At 69.3% G+C, this 17,143-nt stretch carries 20 protein-coding genes; 6 read left to right on the top strand and 14 right to left on the bottom strand.

Features of this window, described 5'->3' with window-relative positions; translation table 11 throughout:
* Nucleotides 1–57: 57 nt before the first annotated feature.
* The 3 genes from AB0H88_RS15760 to AB0H88_RS15750 form a co-directional block, all read right to left on the bottom strand.
* Nucleotides 58–315, bottom strand: coding sequence for a hypothetical protein (locus tag AB0H88_RS15760; protein WP_357644840.1), 258 nt, complete (start codon nt 313–315; stop codon nt 58–60).
* Between the two features lie 195 nt (nt 316–510).
* On the bottom strand, nt 511–1,023 hold the full coding sequence (locus AB0H88_RS15755; protein WP_357644838.1) for a DinB family protein: 513 nt from the start codon (nt 1,021–1,023) through the stop codon (nt 511–513).
* A 139-nt stretch (nt 1,024–1,162) separates the two neighbouring features.
* Nucleotides 1,163–1,543, bottom strand: a complete 381-nt coding sequence (locus AB0H88_RS15750) for a helix-turn-helix domain-containing protein (RefSeq protein WP_357644836.1) — start codon at nt 1,541–1,543, stop codon at nt 1,163–1,165.
* A 126-nt stretch (nt 1,544–1,669) separates the two neighbouring features.
* Here AB0H88_RS15750 and AB0H88_RS15745 point away from each other — a divergent pair, with 126 nt between their 5' ends.
* Together AB0H88_RS15745 and AB0H88_RS15740 are read left to right on the top strand one after the other, a co-directional pair.
* Nucleotides 1,670–2,080 carry a RidA family protein gene (locus AB0H88_RS15745; RefSeq protein ID WP_357644834.1) on the top strand — a complete coding sequence of 137 codons (411 nt, stop codon included), beginning with the start codon at nt 1,670–1,672 and terminating at the stop codon, nt 2,078–2,080.
* A 272-nt stretch (nt 2,081–2,352) separates the two neighbouring features.
* Entirely contained in the window at nt 2,353–2,538 is a 186-nt protein-coding gene (locus AB0H88_RS15740) for a hypothetical protein (protein WP_357644832.1), read from the top strand.
* Here the strand turns inward: AB0H88_RS15740 and AB0H88_RS15735 are convergent.
* Complete coding sequence (locus AB0H88_RS15735; RefSeq protein WP_357644830.1) at nt 2,535–3,224, bottom strand: type 1 glutamine amidotransferase domain-containing protein; 690 nt, start codon at nt 3,222–3,224, stop codon at nt 2,535–2,537. The two genes, AB0H88_RS15740 and AB0H88_RS15735, sit on opposite strands and share 4 nt — an antisense overlap.
* Before the next feature lie 447 nt (nt 3,225–3,671).
* On the bottom strand, nt 3,672–4,049 hold the full coding sequence (locus tag AB0H88_RS15730) for a DUF2255 family protein (RefSeq protein ID WP_357644829.1): 378 nt from the start codon (nt 4,047–4,049) through the stop codon (nt 3,672–3,674).
* Between the two features lie 296 nt (nt 4,050–4,345).
* Between AB0H88_RS15730 and AB0H88_RS15725 the strand changes: the two genes are divergently transcribed.
* A complete protein-coding gene (locus AB0H88_RS15725) occupies nt 4,346–5,389 on the top strand; it encodes an NAD(P)-dependent alcohol dehydrogenase (protein WP_357644827.1) in 1,044 nt (347 codons plus the stop codon).
* Between the two features lie 14 nt (nt 5,390–5,403).
* Here the strand turns inward: AB0H88_RS15725 and AB0H88_RS15720 are convergent, their stop codons facing one another.
* Nucleotides 5,404–6,093, bottom strand: coding sequence for a TetR/AcrR family transcriptional regulator (locus tag AB0H88_RS15720; RefSeq protein WP_357644825.1), 690 nt, complete (start codon nt 6,091–6,093; stop codon nt 5,404–5,406).
* 161 nt (nt 6,094–6,254) lie between these two features.
* Between AB0H88_RS15720 and AB0H88_RS15715 the strand changes: the two genes are divergently transcribed.
* Nucleotides 6,255–6,815: a hypothetical protein gene (locus tag AB0H88_RS15715; protein WP_357644823.1), complete on the top strand. Its 561-nt coding sequence runs from the start codon at nt 6,255–6,257 to the stop codon at nt 6,813–6,815.
* A gap of 138 nt (nt 6,816–6,953) precedes the next feature.
* Entirely contained in the window at nt 6,954–7,196 is a 243-nt protein-coding gene (locus AB0H88_RS15710; protein WP_357644821.1) for a hypothetical protein, read from the top strand.
* Here AB0H88_RS15710 and AB0H88_RS15705 read toward each other — a convergent pair.
* Nucleotides 7,081–7,554 (bottom strand): AraC family ligand binding domain-containing protein, encoded by a 474-nt coding sequence (locus AB0H88_RS15705; protein WP_357646378.1) that lies wholly within the window; start codon nt 7,552–7,554, stop codon nt 7,081–7,083. The genes AB0H88_RS15710 and AB0H88_RS15705 overlap by 116 nt on opposite strands.
* Nucleotides 7,555–7,779: 225 nt before the next feature.
* On the opposite strand from AB0H88_RS15705, the gene bla reads away from it, so the two are divergent.
* Nucleotides 7,780–8,724: a class A beta-lactamase gene (bla, locus tag AB0H88_RS15700; protein ID WP_357644819.1), complete on the top strand. Its 945-nt coding sequence runs from the start codon at nt 7,780–7,782 to the stop codon at nt 8,722–8,724.
* Between the two features lie 52 nt (nt 8,725–8,776).
* On the opposite strand, the gene AB0H88_RS15695 is transcribed toward bla, so the two are convergent.
* The 7 genes from AB0H88_RS15695 to AB0H88_RS15665 form a co-directional block, all read right to left on the bottom strand.
* Nucleotides 8,777–9,760: a YcaO-like family protein gene (locus AB0H88_RS15695; RefSeq protein WP_357644817.1), complete on the bottom strand. Its 984-nt coding sequence runs from the start codon at nt 9,758–9,760 to the stop codon at nt 8,777–8,779.
* Between the two features lie 181 nt (nt 9,761–9,941).
* A complete protein-coding gene (locus AB0H88_RS15690; RefSeq protein ID WP_357644815.1) occupies nt 9,942–11,009 on the bottom strand; it encodes a hypothetical protein in 1,068 nt (355 codons plus the stop codon).
* Between the two features lie 97 nt (nt 11,010–11,106).
* A complete protein-coding gene (locus AB0H88_RS15685) occupies nt 11,107–12,897 on the bottom strand; it encodes an FtsX-like permease family protein (protein ID WP_357644813.1) in 1,791 nt (596 codons plus the stop codon).
* 5 nt (nt 12,898–12,902) lie between these two features.
* Nucleotides 12,903–13,643, bottom strand: coding sequence for an ABC transporter ATP-binding protein (locus tag AB0H88_RS15680; RefSeq protein WP_357644811.1), 741 nt, complete (start codon nt 13,641–13,643; stop codon nt 12,903–12,905).
* Nucleotides 13,640–14,152 (bottom strand): PadR family transcriptional regulator, encoded by a 513-nt coding sequence (locus AB0H88_RS15675; protein WP_357646376.1) that lies wholly within the window; start codon nt 14,150–14,152, stop codon nt 13,640–13,642. The genes AB0H88_RS15680 and AB0H88_RS15675 overlap by 4 nt, the downstream gene beginning before the upstream one ends.
* 377 nt (nt 14,153–14,529) lie before the next feature.
* A complete protein-coding gene (locus AB0H88_RS15670) occupies nt 14,530–16,035 on the bottom strand; it encodes a carboxylesterase family protein (protein WP_357644809.1) in 1,506 nt (501 codons plus the stop codon).
* Between the two features lie 188 nt (nt 16,036–16,223).
* The gene (locus AB0H88_RS15665) at nt 16,224–16,838 is read right to left on the bottom strand and encodes a TetR/AcrR family transcriptional regulator (RefSeq protein ID WP_357644807.1); all 615 of its coding nucleotides are present in this window, start codon (nt 16,836–16,838) and stop codon (nt 16,224–16,226) included.
* Nucleotides 16,839–17,143: the final 305 nt, after the last annotated feature.

The following is a 17,143-nucleotide window of genomic DNA, read 5'->3' as shown; positions in this document are numbered from 1 at the left end:
CCGGGTGAAGCTGGTTGGCGAGGCGGAAAGCCCAACGGTGAGAAGCCGGTTCCTAGCCTAGCGCCGCGCGTGGCGGATCTTCAACCGTCCTGTCCCCATGGTCCCAGAGATCCGGATTCTCGGCCCGCCCGGCACCTGGATCGCGCTGCCGAAGACGTACCCGAACAGCACCACCATGATGGCAGGGAAGACCAGCGCGGCGACGAGTTCTTCGGGGTCCTGCCGCAGCCGGCCCAGCTCGCGGCCGACCAGGGTCAGCCCGTCGGCGAACGTCCAGCGCGGGTGGCGGCCCATTGTCGGGGTGAAAGCGGTCATCAGATGGTTGGTGGGGGTGGCCATCGGACGGGGCCCTAGTATCCGATCTACACCAGTATCCGATCTACACCAAGATCGCGATGAAGGCGCGCAACCGCACGTGAGCCGTGACGACCACTTCCGGTACGGGCTGGAACGCGTCCTCGACTGCATCGCCGCGGCCCTCCCGTCAACGGCCGAGCCCCCGGAGGCGTGTCAGTAGTAGCCCTTCTCGCCGTCCAGGAGCTCCCTGATGGCGTCCAAGTGGCCCGCGTGCCGGGCGGTCTCCTCGACCATGTGGATCAGGACCCACCGCAGGTTCGCGCCGGCGGCCCGGAAGTCCGGATGCTTGCCCACGTCCTCGAGCGAGTGGGCCGCGATGATCTCGTTCGACACCGCGCACTGCTGCTCGTACTCCTCCAGAAGCTGGGCGAGCGGGATGCCGTCGACCATCATGTCGGCGTCGTCCGGCTCGTTCTCGAGCTGAGGCCCCGTGGCGGGCCTGCCGAGGAAGATGACCTCGAACCACATCTTCTCCGTCCAGCGAAGGTGGGAGACCACGCCGGCCATGGTCATGAGGGGCGAGGCCGGCAGGACGGATCGGTGGGCGTCCGCATCGGACAAACCTTCGCACTTGTAGTGGACGATCGCGCGCTGCATCTCGTACCAGCCCATGAGCTGGGTCCGCTCGTCGGCTACGTAGGGAGGGCGGATGCGGGAAGGAGTCATGGCCGCCGACGCTACTTCAGTCGCGGTCGGCGGCGCACGGCATTATTCGCCCGGCGCCATGAGATCGCCCACCCCCTCGTCCTCGGCCGCCGGCGCCCACGTCGATCGTGAAGGGCCTATCCGAGACGGCAGTGTGCTGTCAGGTGCCGAAGCCGCGGCGGGCGGCTTCGATGTGACCGAAATGCTGGTGGGTCCAGTCGCAGATCAAGTCGACCGTCGCTCGCAAGGCCTGGCCCGGCTCGGTGAGGGTGTACTCGACCCGTGGCGGCACGGTGGGGTGCACCTTTCGCTCGGCCAGGCCGTTGCGCTCCAGCATGCGCAGGTTCTGGGTGAGCATCTTGTGGCTGATGCCCTCCACCTCGTCCCGCAGCTCGCTGAAGCGCAGGGTGCGCTCACCGAGAGCCTCGATGATCAGCAACGCCCACTTGTTGGCGACATCCGAGAAGATCTCCCGAGCGAGGGAGTCCGCGCGCCGCAGATCCGCTTCATCGGATGAGTCTCTGAGCTGCTTGGTCACCATCTGGTTCCCCAGTCACTAAAAAGTTCGTTCTTCCACGTCAGCGCACACTCTCCTATGGTTTCTGAGTAACTGCAAGAGACCACGGGCGCGGACCCATGGGATCCCAGAAGGTCGATAGGAAATATCATGACTGTTTCGCTCATCAACCCCGATAATCATGTCCAAGTCCCGCTCTACCACCACGTCGCGGTGGCGACGGGTAGCAGGCAGGTCCACATCGCGGGGCAAGTCGCCTGGGACGAGAACGGCGAGCTCGTGGCACCGGGCGACCTCGCCGGGCAGGTTGCCCAGGTCTACCGCAACATCGCCAAGGCGCTCGACGCGGCAGGAGCGACGTTCCACGACGTCGTCCGCTTCACGTGGTACGCCGCCGGCTGGAAAAGAGAGATGTACGACGCCTTCAAAGCGGGAATCGACCAGGCGGCCCTCGAGTTCGATATCGCTACGCCGCCGGCCGCGCTGATCGGGGTCGAGATCCTCTTTGAGCCCGGCATTCTCATTGAAGCCGAGGTCACCGCAATCATCGATCAAGGCTGAGAAGGCGTCAGGCTCATCTGCGGTCCACGACCCCGGCCGGTAGGTGATGAGCACAGGTCAGTACGTGATGAGGACGGGCCGTTCGGTGATCTGGACGGTAGCCCCACGGGCAGCCCTTGCCCGCAGGAGCGGAGCCGGGCGAGGGCGAGCCAGCGCTGCAACTGCTCGACGGCCAGCGCGGCACGCGTCGGCGCGGCGACGGCCGTTGCTCATCCAGCGAGCCCTGCAGCGGGATGTCATAGCTCGTCCCGGTGTTCCACAGCGGTGGGTGAATGCCGAGCCGGTGGAACGTCCGGTCGACCAGGTGCAGGACCTCCAGCATCGTCTCCCTGTCCGTCCCGCACACACCCGGACTCCGGCGCGGCTTCGCGGCGTACGCCGTCAACCCCGAGGCCGCCGCCCGCCTCTGGCAGGTGTCCCTCGACATGATCGGCAACGCTCCGCAGGTGGCCTGCTAAAGGACCTTGAGCAGTCGTTCGGCCAGGACGGCTGCCGACGCGGGGTTCTGCCCGGTGAACAGGGTGCGGTCGACCACCGTATAGGGCTTCCACATCTCGCCCTTGGTGAAGTCGACCCCCAGGTCGATGAGCTCGTCCTCCAACAACCAGCGGGCCTTCGAGCCGAGCCCGACCGCGTGCTCTTCCTCGTTGGTGAACGCGGTGATCCGGTAGCCCGCGAAGGGCGATACACCGTGGATCCTGGTGGCCAGCATCGCGGCCGGGGCGTGGCAGACGATCGCGAGCGGCTTGCCAGAGGCGAGCGCCGTGGTCAGCAACCGGCCGGCATCCGCGTCGACGCACAGGTCTTCCATGGGGCCGTGGCCGCCCGGGAAGTAGACGGCGTCGTAATCCTCCAGGCGGGCGTCCGCCAAGTGGATCGGCCGCCGTATCACCTCCGCGGAGCGGATGATCGCCTCCAGATCGAGAGCGATCTGCGCGCTGCCCGCCATCTCGGGGCGCAGGCTCATCATGTCCACGGTCGGGATCACCCCGTTGGGGGTGGCGACCACGATCTCGTGGCCGGCCTCGGTGAGCGCCTTGTACGGGGCCGCGAACTCCTCGGCCCAGTAACCCGTCGCGTGCCTGGTGCCGTCCTTGAGCGTCCAGAACGCCGTTCCGGTCATCACGAAAAGTAGCTTCGCCATCGGACAACCGCCCCCCGTCTGCATCTGATGCGGTTGGCGCAGGTCTTTCCTGAAAAAGCCTATGTCGAGGGTTATCGAGGCCATATGGCGGGGTGCAAGCCGCGTCTGCCGTTCGACGGACCCGCGCGTATGCCTCACGACAGATACCGCCTGCTCGACCGTCAGCGCATCAGCGCGGCGCCCAGCCGGCGGATGCGGTACGCAGAGCACTGTCGTCATGCGGCGACGTTACGAGGCGCCGGGATCAGAGGTCCAGCGGGAATTCCGAGGCCAGGTCGGGCACCCGCCGTTCAGACGAGGCACGGAGAGGACGGCCGCTCACGCGCTGGCGTCGGGGAGCGCGAAGCGCTGGGCGAACGCGGTCGAGCGGGCGAGGCGGATGGTGGTACGGAGCCGCTGTCCTCGGCATGCCGGGCGAAGGCCATGCAAGGCGTTCAGCGAGCGGGTTCAGCGGGGCTCGAGCTTGCGGGTCGTGGCTCGCACCTCGGGCGCCACCATGGTGTCGATGTACGCCGAGCCGTAACGGCCGTACTTGGCGCGGTAGGCGGCGTCGATCTGGTCGTCGATGTCAGGATCGGTTTCCGCCTCGATGCTGACGTCCTTGTCGACGCCACCGGCCCGGATGTGGCCTTCGTGGGTCTCCTGGACCGTACGGAACCAGGCACCCGCGCCCGCCTTGTAGGAGCGGACATAGAGGTGGTCGTCATGGCGGACGACCCAGATCGGCACCGGCTTGCCCAGCGTGCCGTCGCCCCGCCGGGGCTCGATCCGCAGCTCGTCGGCTGCTTCGATCCTGCTGAGCTCGTCGCTCGTCCACGTCGTCATCGGCTTGTCTCCTTCGTCTCTCCTTCGTCATGTCGGCGATTGCCGCAAAACCGATACCCAAACCTGCGCCACCGACCCGGCACTTGGGGGCCCTGTCACACCCCTGAACACCGCTCCCCCGCACAGCCCGCCCTGCCGCGCGGCATGCGGCAGTGGCACAGTGGATAAGGGAAAGAGACGTTTTCCCTGCTCAGAGCAGCTTCAGAGCAGCTTCAGAACAGCTCATAACACGCTCGCTTCGGCGGCGTCGCCACGCGCCGCCGGTCAGTCATAGAAGCTTCAGCACGGAGAAGAACATGCTCACCGTCAACTCCTACTCCGCCACGTCCGCGACCGAGCCGCTCGCCCCGGCGAGGATCGACCGTCGCGACGTCGGCCCGCGCGACGTCCTCATCGAGATCAAGTACTGCGGCATCTGCCACTCCGACATCCACTTCGTACGCGGCGAATGGGGCACCGCCCCCTATCCCGTCGCCCCCGGCCACGAGATCGCCGGAATCGTCGCCGCGGTCGGCCCGGAGGTCACCCGGTACGCCGTCGGAGACCGGGTCGGCGTCGGCTGCATGGTCGACTCCTGCCGCGAGTGCTCCAGCTGCCGCAAGGGCGAGGAGCAGTACTGCCTCAAGGGCAACACGCTCACCTACGGTTCCACCGACAAGGATGGACGGATCACCCAGGGCGGCTACTCCACCCACATCGTGGTGACCGAGGACTTCGTCGTGAGGATCCCCGAAGGTATCGAGCTCGACTCCGCCGCGCCGCTGCTGTGCGCCGGCATCACGACGTACTCCCCGCTGCGCCGCTGGGGCGCGGGCCCCGGCAAGAAGGTGGCGGTCGTCGGGCTCGGCGGGCTCGGCCACATGGCCGTCAAGCTCGCGCACGCGCTGGGCGCCGAGGTGACCGTCCTGTCGCAGTCGCTGAAGAAGCAGGACGACGGCCTGCGCCTGGGCGCGGACCACTATTACGCCACGAGCGACCCGCAGACGTTCGAGCAGCTCGCCGGCTCCTTCGACCTCATCGTGAACACCATCAGCGCGAAGATCGACCTCGACGCCTACCTGTCGCTGCTGGCCGTGGACGCCACCATGGTCAACGTCGGCGCTCCGGCCGAACCGCTGGCGCTCAACGTGTTCCCCCTCATCATGAGCCGCCGGTCGTTCGCCGGTTCGGCGATCGGCGGCATCCGCGAAACCCAGGAAATGCTCGACTTCTGCGCCCAGCACCACCTCGGGGCCGAGATCGAGGTCATCCCGGCCGACAAGATCAACGAGTCGTACGAGCGCGTCCTGGCGTCCGACGTGCGGTACCGGTTCGTGATCGACATCGCGACCCTGGCCTGAGCCATCTCGGCGGTTCAAGGACGCTCGGCGCCCTCACCGACCTCGTCCGCGCCGGAAAGGTCCGCTACGTCGGCCACTCGCCCGCCGGTCTCGGCGATGGATTCCGCCGGTTCGCTGTAGTCGGTGGCGGCATAGACCTTCAGGAGTCTCTCGACTCCGCGCAGGAACGTCTCGCAGATCAGCGCCGGGTCGAACAGGCAGCCGGCGGCCATGGCGCCGTCGCGCATCATCACGAAGTGGCGGGCGGCGGGTTCGGCGCCGGTCTCCTGGATCTTGGCCAGCAGTTCGGTGACGGTTTCCAGGAACCATTGGCGGTGGGTGAGCACGGCCTTGTGCACCGGGGACTCCGGGTCGGGATACTCGGCGGCGGCGTTGAGGAAGGCGCATCCCCGGAATCCGGGGGACTGGATGCTGTGGGCGATGGACTCACTGAGGGCCCGGATGGTGCCGGCGGCCGGTAGTCCGGCGGTGACGGCCTCGTCCGCCTGGCCTCGCATGGCCCGGTCGGCCTCGTTCAGGTAGGCGAGGACAAGGTCTTCCTTGCCGGGGAAGTGCCGGTAGAGGGTGGCCCGCGTCACCTGCGCTTCCGCGACGATGCGATCGATGCCGACGGCGTGGATGCCCTGCGCGTAGAAGAGCCGGGTGGCGGTGTTGAGCAGCCGGGCCCGCGCTTCGGAGGGCCGGCCCTCGGATGGGGTGGGCATGCCACCAGCCTAGCGGATAGAACGTTCGGTCTTGACAGCCTGAGTCGCAGAGCGCCATGCTCTGCTGAGACAGAACGTTCGGTCTAGGGGGAGGTGGTGCCTTCCCGGAACGACGAGGCTGAAGCGCTCTCCCCCGTCACTCATCCACCGAAAGGATCATCATGAGCACTATCGCTGCGTCGCCCGGTATGTCCGGGATCGCGTCCGCGCTGCGGCGGCTGTATTTCGTCCGGTTCTCGTTCGCGATCGTCTGGGCCCTCGCGATGTTCACGACCGCCTCGACCCTGGGTCCGGTCGCGGTCACTCTGCTCGTGCTCTACCCGCTGTTCGACGTGGCCGCCGCCGTCATCGACGCCCGCGCCTCGCGCGCCACCGGATCACCTGCCCTGCTGTACGTGAACATCGCGGTCAGCCTGATCACCGCCATCGGTGTGGCCATCGCCTGCGCGTCCGGTATCCCGGCGGTGCTGCGCGTGTGGGGCGCTTGGGCGGTCGTTGCCGGGCTGGTCCAGTTGATCGTGGGTGTCACCCGACGCAAGATGGGCGGCCAGTGGCCGATGATCATCAGCGGCGGCGTCTCCGTACTCGCCGGTGCGTCGTTCATCGTCGGCGCCTCCGCCGCCAACCCGACACTGATCAACGCGGCCGGCTACGCCATCCCCGGCGGCATCTTCTTCCTCATCTCGGCCTTCCGTCTCGGCCGCGCCGCGAAGGACAACTGACATGGACGGCAACACCTACGACGTCGTCGTCATCGGGGCGGGGTCGGTCGGGGAGAACGTCGCCGACCGGGCGGTGCAGGGTGGGCTGAGCGCCGCATCGCGACCGGAAGCGGCGCGCTGCTGCCGGACCTTCCCGCTTTGCGCGAGGCCGCGCCGTGGACCAGCCGGGAGGCGGCCGCCGCGAGCGTGGTCCCCGGCCGGTTCGCGGTCATCTGTGGTGGCGTGGTGGCGTGGTGGCGTGGTGGCGTGGTGGCGTCGGAGATGGTCACCGCCTTCGCCGCCCTGGGGTCAGCGGTGACGATGCTGGCTCGTGACGGTGTGCTGCCGCTGGCCGAAAGGCGAGCAGGCGTTTGGCCTCTAGGACGACGCGGGCGTCGATGAGGTGTTTGGCAGGGTGGCCGGCGGCGGCGGCGACGCACGCGCGCGTGAGGTGTTTGACGGTGTAGCCCAGGCGGGCGGCGTAGTGCTCGGCGGAGCGGGTGATGGCGTAGGAGCGTTCGAGCTCGGCCTGGAACCGACCGAAGAGTTCGGCGGTGGCGGAGTCGACGCGGCGGTCGTCCTCGATTGGCAGCCGATCGATCCGCAGGAGCAGGACGGCCAGCAGGAGATCGGGTGGGAAGTCGGCGGTGAACAGCACCACCTTGCCGTCGAGGCTGCCGGGGTGGTGGAAGCGGTGGGCCTGTCCCGGCCGTACCCACAGCAGGGTGCCAGGCCGGCAGGGGTGGGAAGTGAAGTCGATCTCGTGTCGGCCTTCGCCCGTGGTGATCAGGGCTGGAGCACGATCGTTCAGCAGCGGAGCTTCTGGCTGGCGTTCGTCGTGCGGGAACTGGGCTTAGCACCATGGTCCTGACCTGCAGCGATATAGGGTTCGATATCGCTAGGTCCCCGATATCGCTATTAGACAGCGGATGATCATATCTGCTTTGCTCCAAGCTTCTGACAGACGAGAAGCAAGGATTTCGGCATGCGACACCTCCGCGTCCGCCGCGTCACCGCGGCGCTCCCCGCGACCTCGTTGGCGCTCTCCCTCCTGTCCGGTGGCGCCCTCGGCGCGGGCCCGGCCGCGGCCGCGACCGTCGCGGCGTCCCCGGCCGTTTCGGGTGAGGCTCAGGTCAAGAAGGAGCTGCGGGCGCTGGAGGTGTCCTTCAAGGGCCGCATCGGCGCGTACGCCATCGACACCGCCACGGGCAAGACGGTGACGTACCGGGCGGCAGAGCGCTTTCCCTTTCTGTCCACCTTCAAGGCGCCGCTCTGCGCGGCCGTGCTGAACAAGGCGCGGACCTCCGAGCCCGGCCTGATGAACAAGCTCATCAAGTGGACGGCCGCCGACATGACGCCCAATTCGCCGGTCACCGAGAAGCACGTCCAGGACGGTCTGACGGTCGCCCAGCTGTGCGAGGCGGCCATCACCAAGAGCGACGGCACCGCGGCCAACCTGCTGCTCAAGCTGATCGGCGGGCCCGCCGGGCTGACGAAGTACTTCCGTACGCTGAAGGACCCGACCTCCCGTATGGACCGCTGGCACCCCGAGCTCAACGACTGGACGCCCAAGGAGAAGCGCGACACCACCACGCCCGTGGCCATCGCGCGCGATCTCCGCGTGCTCGCGATCGGCGACGCGCTGCATGCCAAGGACCGGGAGCAGTTCAACGCCTGGCTGCTCGCCAACAAGACCGGCGCCGAGCGCATCCGGGCCGGCCTGCCCAAGACCTGGACGATCGCCGACAAGACCGGCACCAACTCCGACGGATTCGGCGGCGGGAACGACATCGCCGTCATCCGCTCCGAGCAGGGCGCCGCTCCCATCGTGATGGCGATCTACACCAACCGCACCCCGGGCCTGCCCACCGACAACGAGACCATCGCGAAGACCGCCACCATCCTGGCCCAGGGCCTCGGCAAGCTCTGACAGCGCGGGCGTGCCGTCGATGGTGACCCGGCACATCCGCAGCGCTGGTCGATCAAGGGTAGGGATGGGGCTCGGGGTTGGTCGCGCCGCCGTAGTCGGCGAATCGCTTGTGCAGCAGGGGCGGCGCGCTGGGCGGGCACAGGCTGAGGGTGTCCGGGGACCAGACGCGGCAGACCGTGAGCCCTAGGTGGCGGATGTCCGGGGTGGTGATGTCGAGGTAGCCGAGCTGTTTTCCGGTCCTGGCGAAGGCTGCCACCAGCGCTTTCACGCGGGTGCGGAGGTCTGGGGCCGCGTCGGGGGGCAGGTCACGCGCCGAGACCTCCACATGGACGGCGAAGCGCTTGTCGATGAGCGCGGCGTTGGCCGGCTCCGTGTAGTAGGCGACGTTGTCGTCGAGATCGAAGAAGCGGTCCTTGTCGGTGACGTCACAGTCCTCGATGGCAGCCTTGGCGGCCATCCAGTTGGCGTAGCGGAACACCGCGACGGCTTCGAGGAGGGCCTTGTACATCGCGTGGCCCAGGCGCTGGTCGCTGCCCAGGCCCGCGACGACCGGCGCATTGCCGGGGTGTTCGTCGCGGTAGACGCAGGCGACGGTGAAGCCGGGCAGGGACCGGTGCGGTCGGCGGGCGCTGTGGTTGTCTATTCGGCGTAGTCCGAGGTGCGCGACCGAGAGGGCGCCCTGCTGGAACAGCGCCGTGCCCGTCGTGGTGAACTCCAGCCAGTCGGCGAGTGTCGTCCCATCACGCTCGACGCTCCCCAGCCGATCGCAGCACCCGCGCAGCTGGGCGGCCCATGTCGCGAACGCGGCTGCCACACCGCGTTCTCGGCTCAGATAGCTCAGGAGGCCGCCGTTGCCCGATCCCACGTCGAGGACGCGTGACTGGGCGGTCACCTCCGCCCAGTCACTCAGCAGCCGGTATTTCGCGAGCTGGGCGGTGTCGAGGTCGTTCGTCCCTTCCCACAGGCCGCAGCTCAGCGCCATGGTCTTGCCCAGCCAGCGGCGATGTGCGGCGGCGTTGAGCTTGGTGACAGTCATATGAAAGGCCTTCGGGGAGAGTGCGTGATCCACGAGACCCATACCCGACTGATGACTGTCCGTAGCGCCATGATTACCTAGTGCTATCGTGACGCTCGCGTCGCATCGGGAGCCTCAGTGGCGTCATCCCCGGCGCAGGTCAGGCAGATCCGTTGGAACTTTCCCCAGGACTACATCACGGCTAGATCCGATGATCTCTGGTGATCGGCGAACCGGCAGTGACCGCGTTGGGCAGGAGCAGCGCCCCGAGTGCCAGTCCGATCAGCCCGGCCACGACCGGGGCTCCGGTCCACAGCTCGGGTACGGTGGGCAGGCCGCCCCCGGCGGCCGAGGCGACCCCGATGTACAGCGACCAGGTGGCGAAGGCCGACAGCCCGGCGAAAGCCCAGTAGGCGGCGCGCCGCTCACCCGACGGCCGCAGCCGGCGGATCAGCAGATCGCTCACGACCCCGGCGGCCACGAACGACAACAGGATCGGCACGTTGCGGAACCCCGTCTGGGCACCCGGCATGAGCGCCATGACCGCGTACATGACGCTCACCGAGCCGAACGGCAACAGCCAGCGCCGCACCACGAACAGCACCGGGCCGAGCATGACGACGTTGGTGACGACCATCGCGACGGCCACCTGCTCGGCGCCCGGGCCCACCGCCACGGGTCCGGCGCCCCGCGGGCCGCCGCCCGCGTCCCGCAGCATGGACAACGCCCGGACGATGCCCTCGGGGCGGTACCGCAGGGCGTCGCCGTACGACAGGAACAACGACACCAGCGTGGTGGCGAACGCGAGCCCGATCAGCGCGGGCAGCAGCCGGCCGAGCGAGGGCCGGGCGCCGACGTCGGGGGCGTTCCACGCCGAGCGCAGCGGGGTCGTGATGATGAGCATCATCGTCACGACGAGGCCGAGGTGGGACGGGCTGAAAAGGATGTTGATGGTCGTCTCGATGCCGAGGATGGTGTGCCACATCATGTCGGCCAATCCGAAGACGGCGAACGCGGGAATCGCCACCAGCCCGGCGAGATATCCGGTGGGGACGGCCGCCGGCCCCTGCCGTCCGGCGCGCACGTTGCGCCACACCTGCCAGATGATCCAGCCGGAGACCACGGCGAAGCCGGAATAGAACACCGCGTGCCATGGAGTGAAGAACGTCTCCAGCTCCGCCAGGTTGCCGTGCGCCCAGGCGTCGATCATCAGTCCGACGCCGAACCAGATGCCGAGCAGCGCCGTCACCAGGTCTGTTCTAGGGGACACCCATCCGCGGGGCTCCCCCGTGCCCACCACTAATCGCCGGATGCCGGCGGCGCCAGATGTCACTTCGTGCTTCCTTTCCGTCGATCAAATCGAGTCATCAGGCTGTTTCGGCGCTGAGGGCCTGCGCCACGGGCCGGCGGGCCGCCAGGCGCGCGGGCAGGGCCGTGAGTGCCGCCGTCACCAGGAGAGTCGCGAGCCCGGCGCCGAGCAGCCAGGAGGAAGGGGGGTCCGCCGCATTTCTGGCGGCGAAGAGCGAGAGCAGGCCGATGCCCAGAGGGATGCCGATGATGGCGCCGGGCAGGCTGGGCAGGAGCTGGGCGGTGGACAGTCCCGCGGTGATCTGTCCGGGGGTGGCGCCGAGCGTACGTGCGATGGCCATGTTCGCCCGAGCCTCTATGGCCGTGGTCCAGGTGAATGTGAGGGTGTTCACCACGGCGAGTGTGACCAGCAGGATGGTGACGGCGAGCATCAGCCGGCGGTCGTGCTCGCCCCGCAGGTTGGGCAGGACGGAGGAGCCGTCCAGGCCGTAGCCCCTCTCCGGCTGGGCGTAGATGGTCAGCAGGGCGACGATCGCGATCACCGTGGTGGCGGTGGAGCACGCCTGTAGCACGGCGCGGCCCGGCCGGCGGGCGGTCAGCCGCAGCCCGAGCAGCAGCGGTGTGGGCAGCAGCGCGGACAGCGCGGTGAGCCAGGGCCGGTGACGGGGCTGATGCGCGCCGGCGGACAGCGCCGTGACGGTCGCCGTACGCATGGCCCGCAGCGTGGGACGCAGCGTGGACAGCACCGCCACCGCCACGGCGAGGACGGTCGCCGTGGCAATGGTGGCGCCGCCGGGTCCGCCCGCGTCTCCGATCCGGCTGGCGGTGGGGCTGGCGATGGCGGGCGTGGTCAGGCGGGCGATCACCAGCCCCAGCGCGTCGCCGACGAGTGCCAGCGCCAGGTACTCGGTGAGCAGGACGGTGGCGATCAGACCCGGGGTGGCGCCGACGGCCTTGAGCAGCCCGGCCCGGCGTGTCTGCTCGACGGCGCGTCCCGCGGCCAGCGCCGCCACTCCGGTGATGGCCAGGAAGCTGAGCAGCCAGCTGCCGACGATCAGGATCGGCTGGCTGTTTCTGAGGATGACCTGGTCCTGTGCGGCTTTGAACTGCCAGGTGTGGAAGTTGATCCTGGCGGTGGTGTCGCTGTGGTCGTCGAGGAAGGCCTCGGTCGCGGCGGGGTCGCGCAGCTTGAGGTCCACAGCCATGGTCACCGGGAGATCTTGGGACGAAGCCAGGGCTCGGGCATCTGATCGGGTCATCCAGGCCAGGCCGCCGGCGTCGCTGGGGCCGCCGCCAGGGCCGATCTGCGCCGCCCAGGGATAGATGGAGGTGGCGGCGGTGACGGCGATCCCGACGACGGGGTACGACCGGCCGGCGATGGTGACGCGGTCGCCGAGGCCGACGCCCAGCGCGGTGGCGAAGCCGCGTTCGAGGACCGTGCCGCTGGAGCGGACCCAATGACCCGAGGTCACCAGCGGCCGGTCGACCGTGCCGGGCGTCTCGGCGAAGCCGTGCACCACCACTGGGGACGTCGTGGAGTCGCGGGTGGTGAGGTTGGCGTAGACGATGCGATAGGGGCCATGGTGAGCGACTACTTCGGGAGCGTCCGCCAGCGAGGCCAGAGCCGAGGTCTCGGCGAGGCCCGGGTCGCCGGAGAGTGCCACCACGTCCGGCCCGGCGGTGGCCGCGCGGGTCTGCTCGTACAGCGCGTCGCTCACGCCGCCCAGGGACAGGCCCAGCGCCATCGTGGCGGTGGCCACCGCCACCGCGAGCAGGAGCATCACGGCCTGGACCTGGTGCCGGCGGATGTCGGCCAGCACCAGGCGGACGACGAGCACGATGGAGCCCATGACGTTCAGCCCTCCAGCCCGATCAGCCCGCCGAGCCCGCGCTTGTGGGAGCCGGCCAGCCAGGTGTCGTCGACGAACATCCCGTCGCGCATCGAGACCAGCCGATCCGCCGTGGCCGCCACCCGCTCGTCATGCGTGACGATCACGAACGTCTGCCCCGTGGAACGCAGCTCCTCGAAGATCCTCAGCACATCGAGGGTCGCCGCGGTGTCGAGGTTGCCGGTCGGCTCGTCGGCCAGGACGACCAGCGGTTCGTTGACCAGCGCGCGAGCGACGGCGACCCGCTGACGCTGTCCGCCCGACAGTTGTGACGGCAGATGCCGGGCACGGTCGGCGAGCCCGACCCGTTCCAGCAGCAGGCTCGCGCGCCGCCTGGCCTGGCGGCGCGAGCGTCCGGCCAGCAGCGCAGGCAGCTCCACGTTCTCGGCCGCAGACAGCTCCTCCACCAGATGGAAGGCCTGAAAGATGAACCCCACCGACCGGCGCCGCATGCGCGCCAGAGCTCGTTCGCTCAACGTGTCGATGCGCCGCCCGGCCACCCACACCTCTCCATCGGCAGGCCGCTCCAGACCACCCAGCAGGTGCAGCAGCGTGGATTTCCCGCAGCCGCTGGGCCCCATCACCGCCAGCGTCTGCCCCTGCGGCACCTCCAGGTCGACCTCGTCCACCGCGCGGACCCGGCTCTGCCCCTGACCATGCGTCTTCACCAGGCCGCAGGCCCGGACCACGGCACTTGACACCTTCATTCACCCTCGGCTTCGTCATCGACCCTGGACCAGGCCCGCTCACAGGCATCCAGCCAGCGCAGGTCCGCCTGCAACCGCAGGACGACCCCTTCCAGCAGCAAACCGGCGCCCGATCTCGGCGGCTCGGCCAGCGCCGCCTGCTGTACTTCACGCAAGCGGCGCAGCAACTCACGGCGCTGTGCCGCCACCAGCTCGACCGGGTCGGCGAGCCGGGCCGCGGCGGCCGCGGCGAGCTTGAGATGGAACTCCGCCAGATCCGGTTTCGGCCAGCCCACCTCGGCCAGCCAGGCGGCCACCCGCTGCTGCCCGGCCGGCGTCAGCTCATAGACCTTGCGCTCGGGCCGCTCGGGCAGGCCATCCGTCCGCTCACAGACGACGAGCCCCGCTTTTTCCAGCCGGGCCAACGTCACATAGATCTGGCCGCGGTTCATCGACTCGCCCAGCGGGCCAAGAGTCCGCTGCAGCCGAGCGTGCAAGTGGTACCCGTGTGATGGCTCCTTGGCGAGCATCGCCAGCACTGCGTCCTGCACTCCACCCCCCTAACGGTTAGCCAATAGATAGCGGTTATCCATGGGAGGTGTCAAAACGCTACATCTGACGACCACGTCTGGGCCGGTCCAGGCGTCTGCTGACTTTTTCGGTGGTGGTGTCGAATAGCGTCGAGCCCGTTCGTGGCCAAGGTGGGAGACCGGCGACGGCCGGTCGCGCCTTCCCGTGGACGCGGCAGACGCGCCCGCGGGAGGCCCGAGACGAAATGACGAGGAGCCGTGCACGCCGTGGACCAGGAGAACGTGAGCGCCACCCTGACTGTCGCCGCGCCCGCCGCGAGGGTGTTCGCGGTACGTGATGCCGTCGGCCACGGTGCCGGGGTCTCGGGTTGGAACGGCTATGGCCGCGCCCGCAACGCAAGGGGGTCGAAGGCGTGTCCGGCCCACAGCTCACGGGAGGTCTCCTCCGGATACGCCGCGATGTCCGGCTCGGTGTCGATGATCCAGGTGTGCCTGTTCTGCGGCTCGTACGTCGGCCAGCCCGGGTCTCCGGTCGCGGCGAAGGCGATCCATGCCGCTCTGACCCGGGCCGACAGCTCGGCCGCGGCTGGAGGCGGCTCCTGGCCGATCAGGAGTCCTGCCGCGCCGGCGCTCAGGTTGCCGAACGTCAGCGGTAGGCCGAGCCCGTGACAGGCGCCGAGGAGGTCTCCGCCCATGCCGGGGGCCGGCCAGGTCAGCTCGTACAGGTGGGCGCGACCGTGCCTCTGGTGGGCTTCGGCCAGCCGGACGGAAGGCATCCTGAACAACCAGTCGGAGTGCACCAGCTCGTATAACAGCTCTTCGTCAGCCCCCAGGTAGGCGGCCCGGTAGGCCTCCGGGTCCGGGGCGAGCACCCGCAGCGCGGCGTCCGCCCGCTCGGCGGTGATCTGGCCGGTGTCGCCGCTGATGGCCATGAACAGCCGATACTCGTCGCGGTTGTGACCCACGATCAGCTCCACCTCGCGCGCGGCCCCGTCCGCCAGTGACCGCCACGGCACCGCGGGCAGCACCTCGCCGTCCACGACCGGCGCGAACGGCGTCCGGACGTGCGCGGCGTGGCCCCACCGCGGATAGCCGCCCATCTTCTCCGCCACCGCGTCCCCGGCCTCGATCAGCCGCTCCGGCGACAGGCGGGCGAGTTCGTCCGCGAGCGGGGGCCGGCCCAGCTCACCGGCTACCGCGGCGGCGATGTCGGTGGCCAGTTCGGTGGAGAAGAACAGGCCCGGCACGCTCTGCGCGATCGCCCGGCGGAACAGGCCGGCGGCGCTGGGCATCGTCATCAGCGCCGCGATGCTCCCGGCTCCGGCGGACTCTCCGAAGGCGGTGACCCGGTCCGGATCGCCGCCGAAGGACGCGATGTTGTCCCGCACCCAGCGCAGGGCGGCCACCTGGTCCAGGAACCCGCGGTTGGCCGGTGACCCCGGGAAATGTCCGAAGCCCTCGGCGGAGACCCGGTAGTTGAAGGTGACCACGACGACGCCGTCCCGGGCGAGCACGCGGCCGTCGAAGAGGGGGTCGCCGGACCACCCGTACATGTAGCCCCCGCCATGAATCCACACCATCACCGGCAGGCGGGCGGCGCCCAGGTCGGGGGACCAGACATTGACGGTCAACCAGTCGCCGTCCGCGCCGTCCGCGCCGGACGAGCCCAGCAACCTGGACTGCGGTGGCCGCGGACCGAACGTCCCGGCCTCGCGCACCCCCTCCCACGCCTCGGCCGGGGCCGGCGCGGCCAGCCGTAGCGCGCCCACCGGCGGGCGCGCGAACGGCACACCGCGGAAGACGGCCACGCCGTCCTCCATCCGCCCGCGCAGCCGTCCCGTGCTCACCCGGACCTCCGGGTCCGCGGATCCGATGGCGCTCATGGCACGCTCCTCGTCCAGGGGGGACCGGCTCCTACAGCCAGGCGCGGACATCTTCACCCGAACCGTGGGTTCGCCGCACCTCGTTATCGAGCGGGTCGCTGTCGCACGGCTTCGGGGGGCGGCCACCTTGACGTGCTTGGCCACATTCTCGACCGCCTCTGCGGGAATCCCCTACCGGCCCTGTGGGCTTATGAGGGCCGACCCCCTTCAGGCGGCGCGGCGGGAACGACGCAGGACAGGGCGCCGCGCAGGATGGCGGCGAAGGATTCGGGGTTGCCGGGCTCGAGCCATCGTCGCCCCGCCACCCGGATGGCAGCGGCGACCGCGGCGGCCGTGACGGCGGGGAACAGGTCGCGTTCTGGGTCGGTGCCGGTGCGGGCCGCGATCGCCTCGGCGAGCGGGCCCTCCGCCATGGTGAACGCCCTCAACGCCTCGCCCTCCAGCTCGGGCGTCGACATGATCATGCGCAGCCCGGCCTTGTCGGGTTCTGGGTCGGTGTAGAGCTCGACCACGGCCGCGATGACTGCCTGGTCGAGCGGCTCGTCGGCGGGCCGGGCGCGTAGCGCCTGCCCCACGCGGCCGGCCTGGTCGGCCTGGAAGGCGCAGATCGCCTCCGCCCTGCTGGAGAAATAGTTGTTGTAGGTACGGGATGAGACTCCCGCGGCCGTGGCGATGTCATGGACGCGCACCAAGGCCAGCCCGTGGGGGCCCTGCTCGATGGCCAGGCGCAGCGCGGCATGGCTGATCGCCTCTCGGGTGGCCTGCTTGTTGCGCGCCCGGAGGTCGGGGGCGTCGTCGTTCATGGAAGTGACCCTATCTGACGATGCGCGCCACGCACTAGGTGCGTGGCGCGCAAGTTGTGGGTAGAGTGCGACGGGACGCCTGGCACTCACCCCTGGAGAGTGCCAACCGGCCGGGTGCGCCGGGACGGCGAGGTCCGCTGCCGGCGGGCCGTCCGTCGCGGGCGCCGTCCCGGACAGCCCCTATCAAGAGCAGGAGCAGGAATGGCTTCGAAGATGATCGCGTTTGACGAGGACGCCCGGCGCGGTCTCGAGCGCGGCATGAACCAGCTGGCCGACGCGGTCAAGGTGACCCTGGGTCCCAAGGG

The organism is Nonomuraea sp. NPDC050680, from assembly GCF_040654555.1.
Taxonomy (GTDB): domain Bacteria; phylum Actinomycetota; class Actinomycetes; order Streptosporangiales; family Streptosporangiaceae; genus Nonomuraea.
Note: the sequence above shows the minus strand (reverse complement) of the source record. Positions and strands in the feature narration are given on the sequence as shown.

Bases quoted from the DNA above. Each gene is read 5' to 3' on its own strand.
- AB0H88_RS15735 (WP_357644830.1), bottom strand. From the start codon at position 3,224: ATGGCGAAGCTACTTTTCGTGATGACCGGAACGGCGTTCTGGACGCTC.
- AB0H88_RS15670 (WP_357644809.1), bottom strand. From the start codon at position 16,035: ATGAGCGCCATCGGATCCGCGGACCCGGAGGTCCGGGTGAGCACGGGA.
- AB0H88_RS15680 (WP_357644811.1), bottom strand. From the start codon at position 13,643: ATGAAGGTGTCAAGTGCCGTGGTCCGGGCCTGCGGCCTGGTGAAGACG.
- AB0H88_RS15755 (WP_357644838.1), bottom strand. From the start codon at position 1,023: ATGACTCCTTCCCGCATCCGCCCTCCCTACGTAGCCGACGAGCGGACC.
- AB0H88_RS15675 (WP_357646376.1), bottom strand. From the start codon at position 14,152: ATGCTCGCCAAGGAGCCATCACACGGGTACCACTTGCACGCTCGGCTG.
- bla (WP_357644819.1), top strand. From the start codon at position 7,780: ATGCGACACCTCCGCGTCCGCCGCGTCACCGCGGCGCTCCCCGCGACC.
- AB0H88_RS15750 (WP_357644836.1), bottom strand. From the start codon at position 1,543: ATGGTGACCAAGCAGCTCAGAGACTCATCCGATGAAGCGGATCTGCGG.
- AB0H88_RS15695 (WP_357644817.1), bottom strand. From the start codon at position 9,760: ATGACTGTCACCAAGCTCAACGCCGCCGCACATCGCCGCTGGCTGGGC.
- AB0H88_RS15720 (WP_357644825.1), bottom strand. From the start codon at position 6,093: ATGCCCACCCCATCCGAGGGCCGGCCCTCCGAAGCGCGGGCCCGGCTG.
- AB0H88_RS15715 (WP_357644823.1), top strand. From the start codon at position 6,255: ATGAGCACTATCGCTGCGTCGCCCGGTATGTCCGGGATCGCGTCCGCG.
- AB0H88_RS15740 (WP_357644832.1), top strand. From the start codon at position 2,353: ATGCCGAGCCGGTGGAACGTCCGGTCGACCAGGTGCAGGACCTCCAGC.
- AB0H88_RS15665 (WP_357644807.1), bottom strand. From the start codon at position 16,838: ATGAACGACGACGCCCCCGACCTCCGGGCGCGCAACAAGCAGGCCACC.
- AB0H88_RS15745 (WP_357644834.1), top strand. From the start codon at position 1,670: ATGACTGTTTCGCTCATCAACCCCGATAATCATGTCCAAGTCCCGCTC.
- AB0H88_RS15725 (WP_357644827.1), top strand. From the start codon at position 4,346: ATGCTCACCGTCAACTCCTACTCCGCCACGTCCGCGACCGAGCCGCTC.
- AB0H88_RS15760 (WP_357644840.1), bottom strand. From the start codon at position 315: ATGACCGCTTTCACCCCGACAATGGGCCGCCACCCGCGCTGGACGTTC.
- AB0H88_RS15685 (WP_357644813.1), bottom strand. From the start codon at position 12,897: ATGGGCTCCATCGTGCTCGTCGTCCGCCTGGTGCTGGCCGACATCCGC.
- AB0H88_RS15730 (WP_357644829.1), bottom strand. From the start codon at position 4,049: ATGACGACGTGGACGAGCGACGAGCTCAGCAGGATCGAAGCAGCCGAC.